The following is a 19712-nucleotide window of genomic DNA, read 5'->3' as shown; positions in this document are numbered from 1 at the left end:
GGAGACTGCTATTCTTTCATCGAACCGATCATTACGCCCTTAACAAAGTACTTTTGGAGAAAAGGATACGTCAGGATAATTGGAATGGTAGCGATCATCATCGTAGCCATAGTCAGTGACTTCGTGGTAATCGTCCGATTTCGGTTCATATGATCCAGCGCGATAGCATTCGATGAGCCTATTTGGGTCATGATGTTGGAGTTCATAATCTGGCGCAGCAGGGTCTGTATAGGAAGCAAGTGATCCTTTGTAATATAGATCGCTCCCGTAAACCAGTCATTCCAGTAACCTACTGCGGTGAATAAGGCAATCGTGGCCAGCACCGGGCCGGAGACGGGAATGACGATTCGGAAAAAAATGCCGTAGTTGCTGCTGCCGTCGATTTTGGCCGATTCCTCTAACCCCTCCGGCAGAGCGTGGAAGAAGGTGCGGATGACAATCATGTTCCAGACACTGATGATGCCGGGGATAATCAGCACCCAAAAGGTGTCCAGCATACCCAAAGAGCGAACTAGTAAATAACTAGGGATGAGCCCTCCACTGAAGAACATCGTAATCATGAAGAACACCATATATTGTTTTCGAAATAGCAATGTCTTCTTGGACATTCCGTAGGCTAACAGTGCCGTGAAAAAGACAGACAATGCCGTGCCGCATAACGTTCTAAGAATGGTGATCAGAAAAGAATTCAGCAGGCGTTGATCCTGAAACACAATATAATAATTTTCCAGAGTAAAAGCTCTCGGTAACAAGGTTACACCACCGAGCGCAGTATCGCTCCCTAGATTAAAGGAAATGACCAGCGCATTCCAAAACGGGTATAGCATGAGTAACGCCAGCAGCGTCAAAAGGATATAAATACTCCGCTGCATGATTTTGTCGCCTAGGCTTAGTCTCATTGTTCACCCCTCCTAAAAGGTTTATGGAGCATCGGAAGCATTCGCTATGAGTAGTAGTACTACCAGAGACTAACATCTGCCCGGCGAGCGATTTTGTTGGCCGTCACTAGCAGAATGACACTGATCACCGCCTTGAATAGCCCTACCGCTGTCGCATAAGAGAATCTGGCATTTAAAATCCCAACACGGTACACATAGGTGTCGATAACATCGGAGTAGGGTCGCAGAATTGGATTGGTTGCCAGCAGCAAAATGTCCTCGAAGCCCGCACTGAGCAGACTGCCGATGGCAAGAATCATAAAGATGATGATAATGGGGGTAATGCTGGGGAGTGTAATCAAGTGAATTTGCTTAAACCGGCTTGCTCCATCTATAGAAGCGGCCTCATATAGGGTTGGATCAATGCCTGCAATCGCGGCCAGGTAGACAATGCTCCCGAATCCGACCTCTTTCCACACATTTACGCTTACTAGAATCGACCAGAAGTATTTGGGTAACGCCAGGAAGTTAACTGGTTCCCCTACCAGATTGAATCGCTCCAGCACATAGTTCACCGTCCCGTTGTCAACGGATAACAGCGAAAATACAAAACCGGATACTATAACCCAGGACAGGAAATAAGGTAAATAACTGACGGTCTGGATAATGCGTTTAAAGCCCATATTCCCGATTTCATTCAGCATCAGCGCAAGAAGAATCGGGGCAGGAAAAGAGATAATCAATTTAAGCAAGCTGATCACAAGGGTATTTCGCATCACATTCCAGAACTCCGGCGCCTCGAAGAACATTCTGAAATGCATAAATCCAACCCATGGGCTCTTCATAATGCCGCCAAAAATATCGTATTGCTGGAATGCCATAACCACGCCATACATCGGAATGTAGCTAAAAATGAATACAAAGATAATTCCCGGCCAAACCATGGACTGCAAATCCAATTGACTGATAAATTTCTTCCATCTACGCGGTTTCTCGGCCGTGTTCATCCGCTTTTCCTCCTCTGGACGATTCTAGTGAAACAACGGCAACAACGATTTGTTCTTCTCCAGCATTTCATCCAGCAGTTGTTCAGCTACGGTGACCGAAGGCACGAGCGGATGATGAACCATAGCCTGCAGGGCTATATCCCGGTCTCCATGCACAGCCGCTTCGATGGTGAGGCTCTCGTATTGTTTGACTGCAGCCAGCAAGCCTTTTACGGGCTGGGGAATTATGCGCATCGGAATCGGCAGCGGACCTTGCTTGGTGACCATACAATTCACCTCAATGGAGGCATCGTCCGGCAAGAAGTCAATAATTCCGTTATTCCTTACATTCAACGTCTGGATATCGCGGGAATCATTATAAATGGAGCGCATCAGCAGCACTGCCGCCTCCGAGTAGTAGGCTCCGCCGCGCTGTTCCAGCTGCTTGGGCTTTTCCTTCAGCTCTACGTTCCGGTACAGTTCAAACAGCTCTTCCTCCACCTTCTTCACTACCTCAGCGCGCGATCCAGTCGTTGCTGCTGCTTCCTTCTGTTCCGCAAGCATCGCGTCCGTCATATAGTAATAGCTCAGGTAATAAGAGGGAATCGCTTTCAAAGCATTCAGAAACCGGTAGTCCCAGGAATCAAACGGCACATTGCTCGCCTTGTAGCTCTGCGGGTAATCAATGAGCTCCTGCAGCTTGCTTTTACCGTCAATCACGATATCGGATACCCAGTGCAGATGGTTGATGCCGACAAACTCCGCGTAGATCTTCTCCATAGGAAGTCCGAAGAACTCGGAGAGCCACTTTTGAAAACCGATCGGTGAGTTGCACAATCCTACGCTTTTTACCGATGAGTATTTGTGAACAGCTTCAGTCACCATACCGGCCGGATTCGTAAAATTCAGCAACCAGGCATCCGGAGCCAGCTCCTCAATGTCTTTGCAAATATCCAGAATGACCGGGATGGTCCGTAGGCCTTTCATCATCCCTCCGGGACCTGTCGTCTCCTGGCCGATGACATTGTATTGAAGCGGAATTAATTCGTCCCATTTGCGCGCTTCCAGCATGCCTACCCGGATTTGCGTGCATACAAAGTCCGCTCCGGCAATGGCTTCCCTGCGTTCAAACGTCTGGACCACGGTAATCGGCAGTCCGGACTCAGCGATCATGCGTTTGCTCAGTTCTGCAATCGTATGCAGCTTCTCCCTTCCCTCCTCAATATCCACCAGCCATACTTCGCGGATGGGAAGCTCTTGGTGATGCAGGATGATGCCTTCAATAAGCTCAGGCGTATACGATGATCCCGCTCCGATGACAACCAGCTTCAATGTTTCCTCCATGATAGACCCTTCCTTCATCTTTTTCATTTTGGTCTTATAAAAACTAGCCTATTGTGTTCGGTACTTTCCCCTGTGATAGATTATCTAGAACCTTCTGATCTACACGCATACCGCTGCTTTCCATAGCCAGAACGACCGATCCTACAACCGGCTCCCGGGTCAAAATCCTTAAAGTGCCATTCGGAGCCGACAACTTCACTCTTCTCTCAATGGCCCGCCGGATGATGCCTGAGCGGTCTCCCTTTGTCAGCAGGCTGCCTGCAAGTACGATGTCGAAGAAGTCCTCCTCCATGCCCAAGCGACGGATGGCCGATACCGCGGCCAAACCCAGCTCATCCCCTTGCTTGACCAGCAGCTCGGTGGCAACCTGGTCCCCTTCCTCTGCCGCTTGAAATAATAGTTCAGCAATATGGGGAGGCAGGTCTCTGAAATGATCCAGGTAATCCTCTCTTAATTCCGACACATTGGAATAGCCCAACAATTGCGTTAAGCGTTCGGTTAGGACCGTCTCCTTCTCTCTTCCCTCATCCGCCCGAAGGACGCTACGGAATACCTCAATACTTAAATCATAGCCACCGCCATAATCCCCGAACCGGTAGCCGAATCCACCACATTGGTATGTAGCACCCAACGGATTTTTACCACTACAGTTCACGCCCGATCCGCAAATCAGCACGATCCCGTAGTTCTTCTCTGTACCTGACCGCAAGGCTATCCATGTATCGCAGGAAATCTCAGTTTGGGGAAGATCAAAGCTGCTGATGATCGGTCGCAAAATCCGGAAATCAGCCTCTCTGTCCGCTCCCGCTAAGCCGAACCAGGAGTAATCCAGCTGATCCTTGGTCAGCCCTGACGCCATAATTGCTTCCGATAGGGCCTGCTGCAAACTGTTCACCGCCTGCTCACGGTTTATTTGATGATTTCCGATCCCACCCTTGCCAACTCCGATGACCTTCCCTTGTTCATCTGCAATCATTGCGTGGGTTTTACTGCCTCCTGCATCAACTCCCAAAAAATACTTCACGGATGATTTCACTCCTAAAATTCAAGGTAATCTAACAGATGCGGTGGATTCACGAATGAGTAGCTGCGGAGCGAGCTTCGTTACAGCGGGCGGCATCACCTCCCCATTGATCATTTTTAGTAGTAAATCAACGCCTATATTGCCCATTTGTGCCTCAGGTTGTCTGACCGTCGTCAACCGCGGGTAAAATTCACCTACGAACTGCTGATCATCAAATCCAACAATTGAGATATCGTGGGGTACTCGAATTCCCTCTTCCCGGAGAGCCTGAACCATTCCAAGAGCAATAAAATCGTCCCCCGAAAAAAAAGCTGTCGGCAGCTTATCTTCGCGGATCCATCTCTTGGCCACCTCATAGCCGCCGCTTACTGTAAAGCTGCAGTATTCCGTTCCGAATGGCGTTAACCCGGCATCCTCGAGCGCTTGGACATAACCTCGCTTTCGCTCCGCTACACTTAGAAATACCGAAGGGCCGCCAATATAGGCAATTTGAGTGTGCCCAAGATCGATCAAGTGCTTTGTAGCCTCATACCCGCCTTGATAGTTATCGACCACGACGCTAGGCACATCCTCATGCTGAAACTGGTTATCCAGCAATACAAACGGAATGTTTTTTCTTTTCAGTTCCTCTACATATGCCTTTTCTTCAAGTGGGGACAACAGGATAATTCCGTCAACGCGATCCTTCTGAAACAGGAAATTGTCGCCCTCATCCTCATTCTCGGCGATCGATAGGGCTAAAAAATACCCTTGCGCTGCCAGCTTCCGGTTCACCACGCGAATAACCCGGTCATAGAAAGAGTCGTTAAAGTTGGTAATCGACATCCCGATGACTCCCGTTTTGCCCCTCACAAGACTCCGCGCTGCTGAATTGGGCTGATAATTCAATTCCTCCATAGCTTTCAGCACTTTCTGTCTATTAGCTTCCCGTACAGAGGGTAAATTGTTAAGCACCCTGGATACGGTCACTACAGAGAGTCCCGACTTTTTGGCTACATCATGTATATTCATCTTAGCTTCCATACCTCCGTCACCCGAAAGTTTAAACGATTAAACTTTTTAGGTAAATAAAAAAACCTTACCTTTCGTGATATTTCTATGTTCTGATTGAAAATTGCACACTGAATGTCAGCTTTGCCTTTATCAAGAACACCAAAATTCTTTACAAAAGTTTTAAGGTTTTAACTAATTTACATTCTACTTACATTTCCAATATCCGTCAATACATAAAATGCAGCCAAAACAAAAAGCAACTCATCCGCAGACAAGTTGCTTTTTAGACACGCTATTCCCCCCTTCCCTTGCTTCTATCTTCCTCAGGTTAATTGGTAATTACCCATTTTTGTCGATCAAGAGTAGGATCAAGCTCGCTTAGAGACAGTGTCGTCCCATCCGCCGATACTTCCAGCGCTTTCTTATGATGAGCAGAAATAATACTTACGGTACCATCATCATTCTTGTGAAAAATCCAACGCTGATTGTTATATCCAAGATAAGGGTATAACTGGATTTTATTTTGCCCTGTGTCGAGATCAAGCGCCTGACCGGCTGTTGTACGAATAGAATAAGAACCTGCATCGTCCCCCGTCGGCACGAATACCCACTTCTGATCCGTAGAATCATTTGCATCCTTCAGTGTAACAGCTTCACCATTTGCGAGATTTGCTGTATAAAGGGATTTCTGTAGTTCTGCATTTACTAGACTGGAAGTGGTTAAATTGGCAGGTGTTTCTCCGCTCACGTTAACGTTTTGATATGAAGCATTTCCGCCAAATACATGTAGTCCAAAGCGGCCTTCGGCAAATGTGCCGTCCTGGAGGTCGATGACTTTCTGCCCATCCACATAAACCACGATATGCGGGCCCTTCGCTTCGATTTTCACTTTGTAGGTTTGACCCGGCTGAATGAACGTCGGAACTTTTGCTAGAATCTGACGCTCTTCAATACGGCCGTCGATTTTATAAAACAGACGGATGGACTTCATATTCGGATCCAGATTTAAGTAGTATCCGCTGCGTCCATCTTCGCTGGCACGGAACAACATAGAGCCTGCTCCTCCGGATTTCCCTAACATCATATCTGCTTCATAAGTAAAATCTCCTGCCTGCTTCTCTGCGATATAATTCGCGTCACTCAAGTAATTTCCACGAATCCCATTTTCACCAATGACCCAGGAGGCTGCAGATAGATCTTTAGTCCACCCGCTTAAGTTCGTATGAAATTCACCCCCAGATACCTTAACTAATAAGCTAGCTGATGTCTTCCCATTTGGAGTAGAGACGGTAATGATAGACTCGCCTTCTTTTTTAGCTACAAGGGTTGCCTGGGATTTATCCACCACGTTTAGTTCAACTACATCCTTGTTACTGGAATTCCATTTAAGCGGCTGTGCCCCATTACCGGTACCATTCTCTACCATCGCCAAAAGTATGTCGCTTTGCCCCTTGCTCAGTTCGCGATCACTTGTATCCATCATTATCTTGGTAGCTGAGCCCGTCTCCTGATTCCATACAGAGCCTAACTGATTCACCTTCAGAGATACGACTTTTACGTTGCCTCCTTTGGTGTAAAAACTCAAAGCTCTGCTGGCTGGATCCGGAAAAATGACGTCAGAGAAAACAACTTTACCGTTGTTGCCAAAAACCTCAACAGAAGACTCATCTACAAGGATACGCAGCTTAACTCGCTTGTTCTCCGTTTGCATTGCCGCTTCATGTCTTGTACTAAATAGATTCGAAAAATCCGTCAAACCAGATGCAGACCGATCCACGAAAATCCGACCCTCACTAGGTTTATATCCAACAACCGTTTGCTGACTTCCCCCTACACGAACGTTAAAGCCAAATTCACTAACCTGACTACCTGCTGGAATTTCTACTTCAGCTTCAATTTCGTATGCACCAGAGGTAACCCCTTTCAATAGATTCTGAGAAGAAGGACTCACCTCTTTGTTAGCAGTAGAATACAGCTGATTACGCAGCGATTCCAACTCCTTGATCGGACTTTGAGCGAGCTGAATCCCATCTTTTGTCGTTACTAATGAGACTTCTCTTGGGATTGACAGTACGCCTTTCCAATGGGTTGTTGGAAAAGCAAACGGATAGTCCCAGTTTGTCATCCACGCCATCATTACGCTGCGATGATCTGGCATGTTCGAAAAAGACATTGAAGCGTAGAATTCTTTTCCAAAATCTGTTCGCAAAACTTTCCCTGCTGGATTATCATTAACGAATTTACCTTCCGCTGTTAAATGACCCACAAAATATTCAGCATCTGATCCGCCTGTTTTTGAATTCGCTCCTGTACTAATCATCAGAACCCATTTTTTCTGTGATGTTCCGTCTACCGAAAGCTGAAGCAAATCCGGACATTCCCATACACCGCCGCGAACATATTCCCCGTATCCCCAGCTATCTGTTAGGGTCCAATCAAGTAGATTTGTTGAAGTAAAGAAACGAATATGATCTCCACCGGATACAACCATTACCCATCTGTTATTGTCGTTATCACGAATCACTTTCGGATCACGGAAATCCCAACCTCCGGGCTGCCCTCCATTATCGCCTGGATTTCCGATAACCATAGGACGCGTCTTGGAATATTCCCAAGTACGACCTTGGTCCTTGCTGTATGCAAGACCGATACGCTGATTCCCATTCGGGCCATCGGGATTATAGGAAGTGTAGTAGGCAATCAGCCCCTTGCCTCCTGAATCCCCGAACAAACCTGATGCATTCGTCAAATCTGCCACAGCTGATCCAGACCAGACATGCCCATGATCATTCCACGGCAGCGCAATCGGAAGGCGCTTCCAGTTCAGCATATCTTTACTGACAGAATGTGCCCATGTGCCTCCGTCCTGATGGAATAGATGATATTCTCCATCGAAGTAGACAAGTCCGTTAGGATCACTGGCAGAACCACGAATTGGCGTATAGTGGTATTGAGGACGATATTTTTCATTATAATAACTGCTGGCATCCGTCACATAGGTATCCTGGAAGTAAGCCGTTCCCTGTTTAACGACGATTCCTGCATATCCATCGGTATAGGTTTTATCTGTTAGATCGATCGCAGCCGGGGTGTATCCGTCTAGGAAGACCTGAATTCTGTTTCCCTTCGCCTTTATCTCTACATGATGTTTTGCTCCGGTCTGACTTGGATAGGTTTGCTGTGAACTTGCAATTGTTGCTCCGTTAGCTTTCGTCAAACTTACACGAACCTGATTTCCTTCCTTTGTCAGGGATGCTTCATATCCCTTTGTTCCATCAGCCGATGAACGAAATGCGAGCGCTGCAACAGAATCAGGACGAAGAGATATATTTCCTTCATATACAAAATCAGCAGCTTGTTTATTATAAATTTGCTGTGACTTCATCTGGTTTACTGCCATTCCTTTTTTGCCGTTGATATTAGGCTGCCATTGTCCTTTATTTGTAACCACAGCACCCAGATTTCCTTTCAGGTCGCTTACGATAATATTTTGGAACAAAACAGAACCATTCCATACATTGAGCCCTAGCTTACCAGTACGATACGCATGATCCTGAACCTCAATCACAGATTTATATTCGTTGTCCCAATATACTTTCAGTGATGAACCCTCTGCTTTTACCTTGAGATGATAGATCTCTCCTGCCTTAACAGTAACCTTCCGCTCCTCTTTTAATTTCCCTTCACCATCACTTGCGTCTCGTAAGCGGATCATACCTGCATTCGGAACAATTTGGAGCATGTAGGAACCCCAGCCATCTTCATTAGAACGGAACAATAAGGTCGCGTCCACTTGCATATCCTTGATCATGACATCAGCTTCATAGATAAAATCCTCTGACACCGTTTCGGAGATTGCCATTACATTTTCTTGTGGATCGGAAGTCAGTAAAATCCCTTCAACAGTATCCGCCAACTTACCTTTTCCTTTTATTTGCCAACCTGTCAAGTTTGTGTTTGTTTTGGTTACGCTTTCAAAAATAGAAAGCCCCTCCTTAGCTTGTTTACTTACCTCCTGATCAGCGGGCGCAGCCCACCCAGTACCGGGATTTGCTACATAAATGCCTGCTGAAGTCATAACAAATCCTGTTGCCATGAGAAAGGACAAAACTAATTTTCCTTTATTTTTCATCTTCTTCAGCCTCTTTTCTATCATTAATATTGAAAAACAAGAAGGAGGCCAATTCATTACTGCACTGACCTCCTCTCTATATTCTTTTACAATTGAGCAGAAATCTGACTTTCCAGTGCTGTGAGTCCAAGAGCCAGAGCACCACATAATCCCGCCTGTTGGCCTAGACCTGGTGGAACGATATACTCATCTATGTGTTCTAAAATAGTACTTGAGCTAACATAACCGTTCAGGTTCTGAAGCACGGCCTGCCGAATAAGTGGAAACAATTGTGATTGCTGCATAACACCACCACCCAGAATGATTTTCTGAGGAGAGTTAAGCAATATAGCACCCGTAATCGACTGCGCAATATAAAATGCTTCCATTTCCCATGCAAGGTGATCTATAGGAAGTTCATGTCCCTTCTTCCCCCACCTTGCTTCAATAGCAGGACCTGCCGCCATCCCTTCTAGGCAGTCCCCATGATAGGGACATCCCCCTGGGAATTCATCTTCAGGATGGCGTCTTGTAAGAACATGACCCCCTTCAGGATGCACAAGACCATGAATAAGTTTGCCTTCTGAATACACTCCCACACCAACACCCGTGCCAACTGTATAGTACAAACAGCTGGATAACCCTTGGGCAGCGCCCCATTTGGCTTCACCAAATGCCGCTGCATTGACGTCCGTGTCCCAGCCAAAGGGAACCGAAAAGTATCTTTTCAAAGTGCCCAGCATATCGTAATTTTCCCAACCTGGTTTTGGTGTTGTTGTAACGTAACCATACGTCGGGCTATCTGGGCGTATATCGATTGGACCAAACGATCCAATTCCGATAGCTTCTACTGGTTTGTCTTGAAAATATTGAATAACTTTGGGCAACGTCAACTCAGGATGTTCTGTCGGGAAACTGATCTGATCTTCAATGATCCCATTTTCATTCCCGATGCCACATATAAACTTCGTCCCGCCAGCTTCAATCGCTCCTATACGCATATACAAGACTCCTCTCGGTGACTAATTCTTGTCTTGCTCAGCAGAGAGAGTAAGCTCATAGATATCCAGGGAAATCAGCAAGTCATTCTCATTTTCTGCAAATACAGCAATACCTTTAGATTCTAGTCCAGGGAATATAAGATCCGTAATTACTGCCTGACCTCCATTACTAAACACCTCAACGGAAGAGCAATCCACATAAATACGGAGATCATTTGACTCATCAAGCGCTGCGAGTTTGGCTGAATGATGTCCTACGAAATGTTCATGGAAATCATGCTGGCCCGAAGCCTTCCGGTCTACATAAAGTTCCTCTGTGTCACCGTTGATACCGATCACTGTTTGTTCATCCGCACCAATTCTTACTTTGAAACCTACAGATTTACCCCGAGTGAACTCAGCTATAATCTCATAAGATTCCAAGCGAATCTCTTTAAGAAGAGTATTGATTTCTTGCACCGTTGCATTTTTTATAGAAAGGACTTGTACACGAGCTGATTCCAACTCTTGTACCGGCTTCTGCACAAGAAAAGTTCCCCCTTGTCTTGATTCGAGCTGAAGTTCTCTTGCAATTGTCATCGCACCACGGAATTCTTCTGCTGGCGTCTTGTTAGCATACATCCAGTTGCTCATCCAGCCGATAAATAGTCTTCTTCCATCCTCAGCCGGTATATCGGACCAGCTTACACCTGCATAGTTATCTCTTCCATAATCAAGCCAGCGAACTTTAATCGAATCTTCATCTGGCGTGAACACTTCTCCATCAAAATCCCCTGTAAAATACTGTGTTCTTGATCCTTCCACAAAAGCGGGATCCGCACCGATGCTCACTAGCATCACCCATTTCGTGTTCGAAGGATCGCCATCAATGGCCAGCGGGAACAAGTCCGGGCATTCCCATACCCCGTCATGAGAACCGATTCCTTCTCCGAATTCACTGGCAAATGTCCAGTTCATCAGATCAGAAGAATGATATAGACACACCGTTTGGCCACAAGCTACAATCATCACCCATTTATTAGTATCTTTATTCCAAAATACTTTCGGGTCACGGAAATCAATGAATGTATCATGTTCAAGTACCGGATTCCCATCATATTTCGTCCAGGTTCTTCCGTTATCTTTACTATAGGCCAAGCTTTGACGCTGAATGGCTGGCTTGCCTTCCGGCATATCCAAATGGTGTGTAAAAATTGCTACTAGACCTGGTTTATCTTCAAAAAATCCAGTCGTATTGTTCCAGTCGACTACGGCACTGCCGGAAAAAATCATACCTAATTCATCTGGAGCAAGAGCGATAGGCAGCTCCTCCCATGTAACAAGATCCTTACTGACCGCATGGCCCCAGTGCATAGCGCCCATAGTCATTCCACCTGGATGGTGCTGAAAAAACAAATGATATTCATCCTCAAAATAAACCATTCCGTTTGGATCATTCATCCACTTTTCCTTAGGCGAAAAATGATACACTCCGCGGTAATTTTGTTTCGCAATCGTAGACATTATTGTTTTCTCCTTTACTCCCGAACACGGTCTTTACCGTATATTATTTATAGTTTATTATTTGCTTGCTCTGTCATAGCCGCCTTGTTTAATTTCAAGCCATTCTTGCAAGCCCAGACGGTCCAATTCTTTCAGGTATTCATCCCACTGCGCTTCAACTTTACCGTTTTGGTACCATTCAGTACGCATTCTAAGCACGTAGGCAAAAAGATCCGTCTCAATTGTCGTTAGGCGATCAAGCTCTTGAATGGAGTGGAATACACTCGGCATTACGTTTTCTGCTTTCATTTTTGGCGCCATGATGTTCTTGATAATATCCATTCTGCCTTTGGCATCATCCGGCATGGTTGTGAATTTGCCATAATAGGAATCAAGGATAGCTAATGGTCCACCGACACTTGTTTTCTCACGTAGTTCTACAGGAGCTGCACCCTCCAGCGGCAAATGTTTCAGCATTTCTTTTTCTTTATCAAATTCGAAGATATTTTGCTGTTTATCGTCTCCATACGTTCCCCAGTTGTTCTGTACAGATTGAATCGGATCGTAGAGTTGATCAACCCATTTCGCTGTCGTTTCTAAGTTCTTATTGGCGCTAGTAACAACCATCTTGCCTCTGCCCAAACCAAGCGCGTTCGTTCTTGTTACGTTAACTTCACCATCTGGTCCAGCAAGCGGAGGCATAACCTCGTAAGTGTCATTTGCTCCAGTGATGTTGGCTTTATCCCATGAGAAGTAAAGTCCGTATCTCTGATCCTTCCCTTTTGCAAGGTAAGTACTCCAGTCCTGTGTATAGGCTTCAATATCAATGAGTCCTTCTTTATACAGCTCGTTAATAAAAGAAACGGCTTCTTTGTAGTCATCTTGTGACGCCGTAAATATTACCTTTCCATCATTGCTCACAACCGCATGGTCAGGGTTCTCACCCAATCCGAACGAAGCAAATAGGAAAACCAGATCTTCTGCTCCAGGCTTGTTAATAAAGGACAGAGGAATTTCGTCAGCCTTACCGTTGCCATTTGGATCTTTTGTCTTGAATGCAATTAATACTTCTTTTAATTCTTCTGTTGTCGTAGGCATATCAAGGCCCAGCTTCTCAAGCCATTCCACATTGATCCAAGGCATACTGTCTACCGCCTGGATTCTTTCTTTGCCATTGCCCAGCTCTTCGATCCACGGAAAGGCATAAATATTACCGTCTGGTGCCGTAATCATACTCTTGTATTCCGGTGCTTCTTCCAGCACCTTTTTGAAGTTGGGCATATTGTTCTCGATGAGATCATTCAGCGGAATAATGGCACCGTCTTTAGCAAGCTTGAGCAGCTCATAGTCGCTATAGTCCGCATTAAAAATCGCATCAGGAAGATCACCGCTTGCCACAGCCAAGTTTCTTTTTTCAACAAATACGTCTTTCGTGAAATTCTTCCAATTAATATGAACATTCGTCTTTTCTTCAAGACGCTTATTAATCAGTTTTTCATTTGGATCAACTGGTGCAAGTGGAGAGCTTTGCGTAATAAAGTTCAAAGTTACTTTACCGCTGGCGTCCTGTTCTTTACTAGCCGCACTTCCCCCTCCTCCTCCGCCACCGCATGCAGTAAGGAACATAAACGAAGCAAGTACAGATGCAGAAGCTACTTTCGTTGATACTCTTGATTTCTTAATTCTTTTCATAGGGTATGACCTCCAAATTAGATATGAATGAATTAATCTTTATCTATGTGCAGCCTGTTTCCTACTTAAGGGAACCGACCATAACACCTTTTTCAAAGTACTTCTGGAAGAACGGATACATAACAATAAGTGGCAAACTGGAAACAACGATGGCAGCGTACTTGATGATTTCAGACAATCGTTTCATTTCCGCCATGGCGAGTTGATCGCTGATCATGCCCGGATCTACCTGATTCTGGATCAAGATGGAACGCAACACGAGCTGCAGTGGATGAAGATTCGGATTATCTAAATAGATCATCGCGTCAAAATAGGAATTCCATTGGCCCACAAAGGCATAAAGAGCGAGCACGAAAACAATCGGTTTGGAGAGCGGTAATACGACACTGAAGAAGATCCGCATCTCCGAAGCTCCGTCTACATTAGCGGCTTCCTTCATTTCATTCGGTACTCCTTTGAAGAAAGTTCTAGAGAGAATGATGTTCCATACATTAACTGCCCCTGGAATAATCACCGCCCAGACTGTATCAAGCAGACCAAGATTCTTAACGAGCAGATAGGTTGGTATAAGCCCACCCCCAAAGAACATGGTGATAATAAACAAGGTCATGAAGAATCCTTTTCCTTTGAGCCTGTCATCAGACAGTGCGTACCCTGCACAGATAGAGACGAGAACGGTAAGCATAGCAAATGAAACAGAGTATAAAACAGAGTTTCCAAAACCTCGGATCATGGCCGGATTAGAAAGAATTTTTATATACCCTTCTAATGACCAATCCGAAAGGTTGAATGATAATCCTTTACTGAGCAGAACTGATGGATCCATAAAAGATGCAATCACTACATAAATCAAAGGAAGTACAATGATAAGTACGGCCAGCGTCAGGAAGATCGCGTTAAGCACGACGATAAAGCGATCTAATCCGGAATGTTTAATGGGCATAGCTTGTTGCTCCTTTCTTAGTAAAGACCTTCGCCCTCATTCAGTTTCTTCACGGTGAAGTTAACGGTGATGAGCAGGACGATGTTGATGATAGAGTTAAACAATCCTACTGCGGCTGAATAGGCATAATCGCCCGACTGCAAACCAATTTTATAAACGTAAGTCGGAATGATTTCTGAGGTTGGCAAGTTCATCGCCGTTTGCATGAGATAGGCTTTTTCGAAGCCAATGGACATAATCCCACCAGCTGCAAGGATAAATACAATAGCCATAATTGGACGAATGGTTGGCAAATCGATATGGCGTATTCTTTGTAGAAGATTAGCGCCGTCAAGATTGGCTGCATTATGTAACTCAGGATCGACATTAGCAAGCGCTGCTACATAAATAATGGATGCCCAACCGGCTCCGGTCCAAATATCGGACAGAATGTAGATCGAACGGAAGTACTCCGGACGAGACATGAACATGATTGGTTCACCTGTAAGCCAGGTAAAAAACTGGTTAATCGGTCCCGTTGGGGACAAGAAGATAAACAACATCCCGACCACAACGACAACAGAAATAAAGTTAGGTGCATACAAGAACAATTGAATGTTCTTTTTGACGCCTGCACGGCGAATTTGATTTAACATCAACGCAAGCAGGATAGGAATTGGAAAACTCAGAATTAATCCGAAGAAACTTAATTTAAGCGTATTCATAAAGATAACTTCGAAGTTGGGGGATGACAGGAATTTCTCGAAGTTGTAAAAGCCTACCCATTCACTTCCCATAATCCCTTTGATTGGGCTGAAATCTTTAAAGGCGATAATCGCACCATACATAGGACCGTATTTAAAAATCAGGGTCAGGATCACAGCTGGTGCGAGCAAAATATAAAGAAAGTAGTACTTCTTTAGATAGTCTAGTAAGGAGCTCTTATGTTTGGTCACCATTGTTCTGTGTTCAGCTTCTATTAGGTTTTGCAATGCCTTTACCTCCGTTCTTATCAATGTTTATATCTTGATGCAGTAAGGGCTTTCAATTGGCTTATGTCCTGCTGCTTTTACAATTTACCAAACACTTAATCGTTCGTCAATACATTTTGTAAAAATATTTATGTGCATATGACAAAGTATTATGTTCATAAATGATGCATATAATTTTACATAATTACAAATACAGCCAATTTAAATAGGATTATATACTTTAAAGTCAACATATTCTCATGAAGATGAAAAGAATAATACCTTTTTTGCACACTTATCCGCCGATAAAATGTAAACTAAATTGTGCATTTGTAAATATCATATTGCTATTTTGAGTAAACTAATATACATTAAAGAGAGTTGGAATCATGCCAAATAGTACACTATTTGTGGCGAAGGTTAAGAACAAGAATATAGAGGTGAATTACATAGATGGCCAGGGAAAAAGTAACCATACAAGACATCGCGGATGCTTTAGGAATCTCCAGAAATACAGCTTCCAAAGCCTTAAATGGAACGAATGGTATACCTGATGAAACTAGAAACAAGGTTATAAAGAAAGCGATAGAGTTAAAATATAAACAATTTGCTTTTATGGACACCGAGAGTGTTCAACCAAGAAACTCTGGAAATATCGCTTTATTAACAGAAAACTTACCTAACACTTCCCACTTTGGATCGAAACTGATCAGTGGCATGGAGAAACGAATCAGTGCAGAAGGATATAATTTATCCATGCACATTATAAGAGACATTGATCAGGAGTCCCTGTCTCTTCCAAATAATTTTGATGTCGCCAATGTAGACGGAATTATTTGTATTGAGTTGTTCAATTCGGAATATAGTAAGCTAATTACAAGTCTAGGCATTCCAACTATTTTCATCGACTGTTCTGCAGATATCTGCTACCCTGAATTCCAAGCAGATGTACTTCTCATGGAAAACGAACATAGCACATATCAACTTACAAAAAAGTTAATTGATGGCGGTTACACATCACTGGGGTTCATCGGGGACTATAATCACTGTAGGAGCTTTAATGAAAGATGGGTGGGCTTTAATCGCGCATTGATAGAATCTGGCATCCAGCTTGATCTCTCACAATGTATTCTCGATGACGATCGACTATTTTTTTCGAATCCGGAGTGGGCAGATACTAGGCTGAGTCAAATCAATGAGCTTCCTTCTGCTTTCGTGTGTGCTAACGATTATATTGCGGTTACCTTTATGAAGTCACTCAAAAACATGCTTTCCATTCCTAATGACATCGTCATTTGTGGTTTTGATAATGGTCCTGAATCAAACATTGTTGAACCCCATCTCACTACTGTTCATATTTATAGTAATCAGATGGGTGTCAAAGCAGCCGAAATGCTACTTTCCCGAATTCATGATCCGAAGCAACCCTATCAGGTTTCTCATATTTATACCAAACTCATCATAAGAGACTCTACACCTAATATCAGTTGATGAATTTAAAAAGAACCCAAGCGATTAATAATTCCGTCGCTGGGGTTCTTTTTTTTCGTTGAATTGTTCCAATTACAATATCCTGTATATATAATCGCCCACAATTAGTTTATGGAAGGATTGTATTCTTCATAGGATAGAACAATATGCTCTCGTTTTAGCAGACAATGCTCTATGATCGCCTTACGTTTCGCTTTCAGGACAATTTGTTCAATATCAGCAAAACTGCAACCGGAAAGACGTTCGCATGCCTCCTCCATCAACCCAGCTTCACTTTCAAAGTCATTAATTAACAGTTCAACATATTGACGCCTACTTGATTCATCCGGGTTGGAATAAATCATTTTTGTATCAAACCTTCGCCAAATAGCTCTATCCAGTTCATTTTCTAGGTTCGTCGCTGCTACAAAAATGCTATTGTCACCAAAATCATCGAGACATTGCAGCAGTGTATTCACCGCACGGGCCATTTCTTTAACCTCGTCATTACTCTCCCGTGTTCTTGCAATGGCATCAAACTCATCCAGGAAAAGAACACAAGGAGATGCTTTGGCATACTCAAATATTTTCCGGATATTACTTCCTGTCTCACCCAAATGGCTGTGAATAATTGCATCAAGTCTAACCAGGATAAGTGGAAGCTCCAGCATTTGCGCCATATAAAATGCAGTAAGTGTTTTCCCTGTGCCCGGTGGACCATACATAACCACTTTATTGGGAATGGGAACTCGATGTTCTTCAAAGCTTCCCCTCATACCTAAGATCGTAATGAATTCTTCGACAATCTTTCGATTCATATCGGGTAGGACGAGATGTCTAACCTTTTTGGCACATTCTTTGGGTGTATAATAGGTACCCATATCAATCCCTTTTGCTCTGGGTAGACGTTGATTGTTGCTGCTTTTGTTCATTATTTATTAAAGCTCCTTTAAAATGGTTATTTTCAAGAAATCCAAAAGATCCTTTCTGAATCCAGTTCAACCTGCGCTAATTGCCGCTCGAAGTCCTCGTGAGGAACGATAGAGTCCGCTTTTGACCATTCATTATCCACAAATCAATTCAACTTCCAAATTATATTTATTCGTAATTATTACGATTTAAAATATCATACTTTCTTTTTGTTTATAATGTCAACCAGTAGCACAAAAAAGAGCCTTATAGTTCCAAGGCTCTTTTGGGGTATATCTATTAAATTGTCCATCCAGGCAAAGCAGAAGTTCCAGCATCTTACCTTCACATATTGTAAGTCCTGGCTAGCTTGGACTTAGCTCTGAGCCGGGTGAATTCCTTAGTTACCAGGATTACCGTCCACACTACAACCACAGTATCAATCACAAGCGAACCCCAATATACTCCGGAGACGCCTAACCATCTTGGCAAAACAAGCATCACTGGCACATAAAAAACAAGTTGTCTGGTGATGCCGATAACGGCCGCCGGCTTCCCTTTATTAATCGCAGGGAAAAAGGTCATGGCCATAAAAATGAGCGACAATAACGGCAGAACCGCCATGTTCAACCGGAAATATAACATTTCGCTGGTTTTAAAGATTTGATCCGGCAGCATTAGTCCCAGAATGGAAGCCGGCGAGATCATGGAAATTATCCAGAAAGGCAAAGTCAGCAGCATGGAGACGAGTGTGAATATTTTATAGGCTTTGATGGCGCGCTCATACTGTTCTGCTCCAAAATTAATGCCGATGACTGGCTGCAAGGCGCGCATTAATCCGAATATCGGCGTCAACAGGAAGGTGAATACACGGAAAACCACACCATAAAATGCAATATCTGCTGTAGTCCCGTATCTCGACAGTGCATTAAATACTACAACAGCCTGTACCAGATTCATAAAGTTCATAATGAAAGAGGACATTCCCAGTCCAACTATGGATTTGATTGTGGCAGCATCCCGATAGATTGCAAAGACATTCGTTCGGAATGAGGCAAATCCTTTGCCAAAATAAATCCATCCCAGCAAGGTGTAGACCAGCATCCCGATATTTGTAGCCCAGGCAGCACCCTCTACTCCAAAATCCAGCCAGGCTACCAGAATATAATTGGACAATACATCAACTGCCAGTCCAATGCCCATTACCACGGCTGCCGATTTCATTTTCCCTTCGGCACGCACAATCATATTGGCAGCCAGTCCATAAATCCAGAAAAATGAACCGATCACCGTAATTCTAAAATAGCTGTCTCCAAGAGCCAGAGTTTCCCCTTCTCCTCCCATAATTCGCACCAGCTGTGTGGAGAAAAGTAAACCTAACACCATATAGACAAGCGTTACAAGGATGGACAGATAATTAACATTCCCCATCAAACGTTTCTGCATTTCTTTGTCCTGCCTGCCGAGGGCTAAACTTAAAGCAGAACCGGCACCCACCCCGATCAAGGAGCCCAGTCCCAAGCTGATCTGGGTTAAAGGATAAGCTACCGAAACCCCAGCCAGTGCTTCCTCTCCGACAAACCTTCCCACAAATACAGCGGCAATAACCGCATTTAAGCCATAGAGAACCATTGCGATGATAGCGGGCCATGATAACTGGACCATAATATTCCATAGATTACCGTTGAGAATAAAATGCGTCTGCTTGTCTTTGCTGTTGTTTATCTGTGTTACAGTGTTCATAATGTGGATTTTCTCTCCTTCTTTTGACTGAATATGCGAAGTCCTCGTTCAAAGATTTACGGGACTCCTTACATTAACAAGTCTATAAGACAGGATGGCTAGCAACTACCGCAAAAGGGATTGTTTCTATCTCATAAAGGATTTTATCTTTAAATTTATATTTTCACAGCACAAATAAAGGGCACC

At 44.1% G+C, this 19712-nt stretch carries 14 protein-coding genes; 1 reads left to right on the top strand and 13 read right to left on the bottom strand.

Translation table 11 applies throughout. The features are described from left to right. Positions 1–8: 8 nt before the first annotated feature. The 11 genes from MHH86_RS07050 to MHH86_RS07000 form a co-directional block, all read right to left on the bottom strand. Positions 9–899 (bottom strand): carbohydrate ABC transporter permease, encoded by an 891-nt coding sequence (locus MHH86_RS07050; protein ID WP_076098900.1) that lies wholly within the window; start codon positions 897–899, stop codon positions 9–11. A gap of 59 nt (positions 900–958) precedes the next feature. After that, positions 959–1885: an ABC transporter permease subunit gene (locus tag MHH86_RS07045; protein ID WP_036675807.1), complete on the bottom strand. Its 927-nt coding sequence runs from the start codon at positions 1883–1885 to the stop codon at positions 959–961. A gap of 24 nt (positions 1886–1909) precedes the next feature. Beyond that, positions 1910–3208 carry a 6-phospho-beta-glucosidase gene (locus MHH86_RS07040; RefSeq protein WP_076316715.1) on the bottom strand — a complete coding sequence of 433 codons (1299 nt, stop codon included), beginning with the start codon at positions 3206–3208 and terminating at the stop codon, positions 1910–1912. A gap of 43 nt (positions 3209–3251) precedes the next feature. Continuing rightward, positions 3252–4232 carry a BadF/BadG/BcrA/BcrD ATPase family protein gene (locus MHH86_RS07035; RefSeq protein WP_036675810.1) on the bottom strand — a complete coding sequence of 327 codons (981 nt, stop codon included), beginning with the start codon at positions 4230–4232 and terminating at the stop codon, positions 3252–3254. 21 nt (positions 4233–4253) lie between these two features. Next, positions 4254–5255, bottom strand: a complete 1002-nt coding sequence (locus tag MHH86_RS07030) for a LacI family DNA-binding transcriptional regulator (RefSeq protein ID WP_036675812.1) — start codon at positions 5253–5255, stop codon at positions 4254–4256. Between the two features lie 298 nt (positions 5256–5553). After that, the gene (locus tag MHH86_RS07025; RefSeq protein WP_052096862.1) at positions 5554–9357 is read right to left on the bottom strand and encodes a GH32 C-terminal domain-containing protein; all 3804 of its coding nucleotides are present in this window, start codon (positions 9355–9357) and stop codon (positions 5554–5556) included. 86 nt (positions 9358–9443) lie between these two features. Then, complete coding sequence (locus MHH86_RS07020) at positions 9444–10337, bottom strand: ROK family protein (RefSeq protein WP_076098903.1); 894 nt, start codon at positions 10335–10337, stop codon at positions 9444–9446. Between the two features lie 21 nt (positions 10338–10358). Further along, complete coding sequence (locus MHH86_RS07015) at positions 10359–11840, bottom strand: glycoside hydrolase family 32 protein (RefSeq protein WP_076098904.1); 1482 nt, start codon at positions 11838–11840, stop codon at positions 10359–10361. 57 nt (positions 11841–11897) lie between these two features. After that, complete coding sequence (locus MHH86_RS07010) at positions 11898–13511, bottom strand: ABC transporter substrate-binding protein (protein ID WP_051490876.1); 1614 nt, start codon at positions 13509–13511, stop codon at positions 11898–11900. A 61-nt stretch (positions 13512–13572) separates the two neighbouring features. Next, complete coding sequence (locus MHH86_RS07005) at positions 13573–14454, bottom strand: carbohydrate ABC transporter permease (protein WP_036675818.1); 882 nt, start codon at positions 14452–14454, stop codon at positions 13573–13575. Positions 14455–14471: 17 nt separating this feature from the next. Continuing rightward, a complete protein-coding gene (locus tag MHH86_RS07000; protein WP_076098922.1) occupies positions 14472–15392 on the bottom strand; it encodes an ABC transporter permease subunit in 921 nt (306 codons plus the stop codon). Between the two features lie 465 nt (positions 15393–15857). Here MHH86_RS07000 and MHH86_RS06995 point away from each other — a divergent pair, with 465 nt between their 5' ends. Then, complete coding sequence (locus MHH86_RS06995) at positions 15858–16895, top strand: LacI family DNA-binding transcriptional regulator (protein ID WP_076098905.1); 1038 nt, start codon at positions 15858–15860, stop codon at positions 16893–16895. Positions 16896–16999: 104 nt separating this feature from the next. Here MHH86_RS06995 and MHH86_RS06990 read toward each other — a convergent pair whose 3' ends face one another. Together MHH86_RS06990 and MHH86_RS06985 are read right to left on the bottom strand one after the other, a co-directional pair. Beyond that, entirely contained in the window at positions 17000–17806 is an 807-nt protein-coding gene (locus MHH86_RS06990; RefSeq protein WP_176462605.1) for an ATP-binding protein, read from the bottom strand. Positions 17807–18128: 322 nt separating this feature from the next. Then, positions 18129–19526: an MATE family efflux transporter gene (locus MHH86_RS06985; protein ID WP_036675823.1), complete on the bottom strand. Its 1398-nt coding sequence runs from the start codon at positions 19524–19526 to the stop codon at positions 18129–18131. Between the last annotated feature and the right edge of the window lie 186 nt (positions 19527–19712).

The organism is Paenibacillus sp. FSL F4-0097, from assembly GCF_038593125.1.
GTDB classification, from domain to species: domain Bacteria; phylum Bacillota; class Bacilli; order Paenibacillales; family Paenibacillaceae; genus Paenibacillus_AQ; species Paenibacillus_AQ odorifer.
This window is presented reverse-complemented; position numbering and strand designations above follow the sequence as displayed.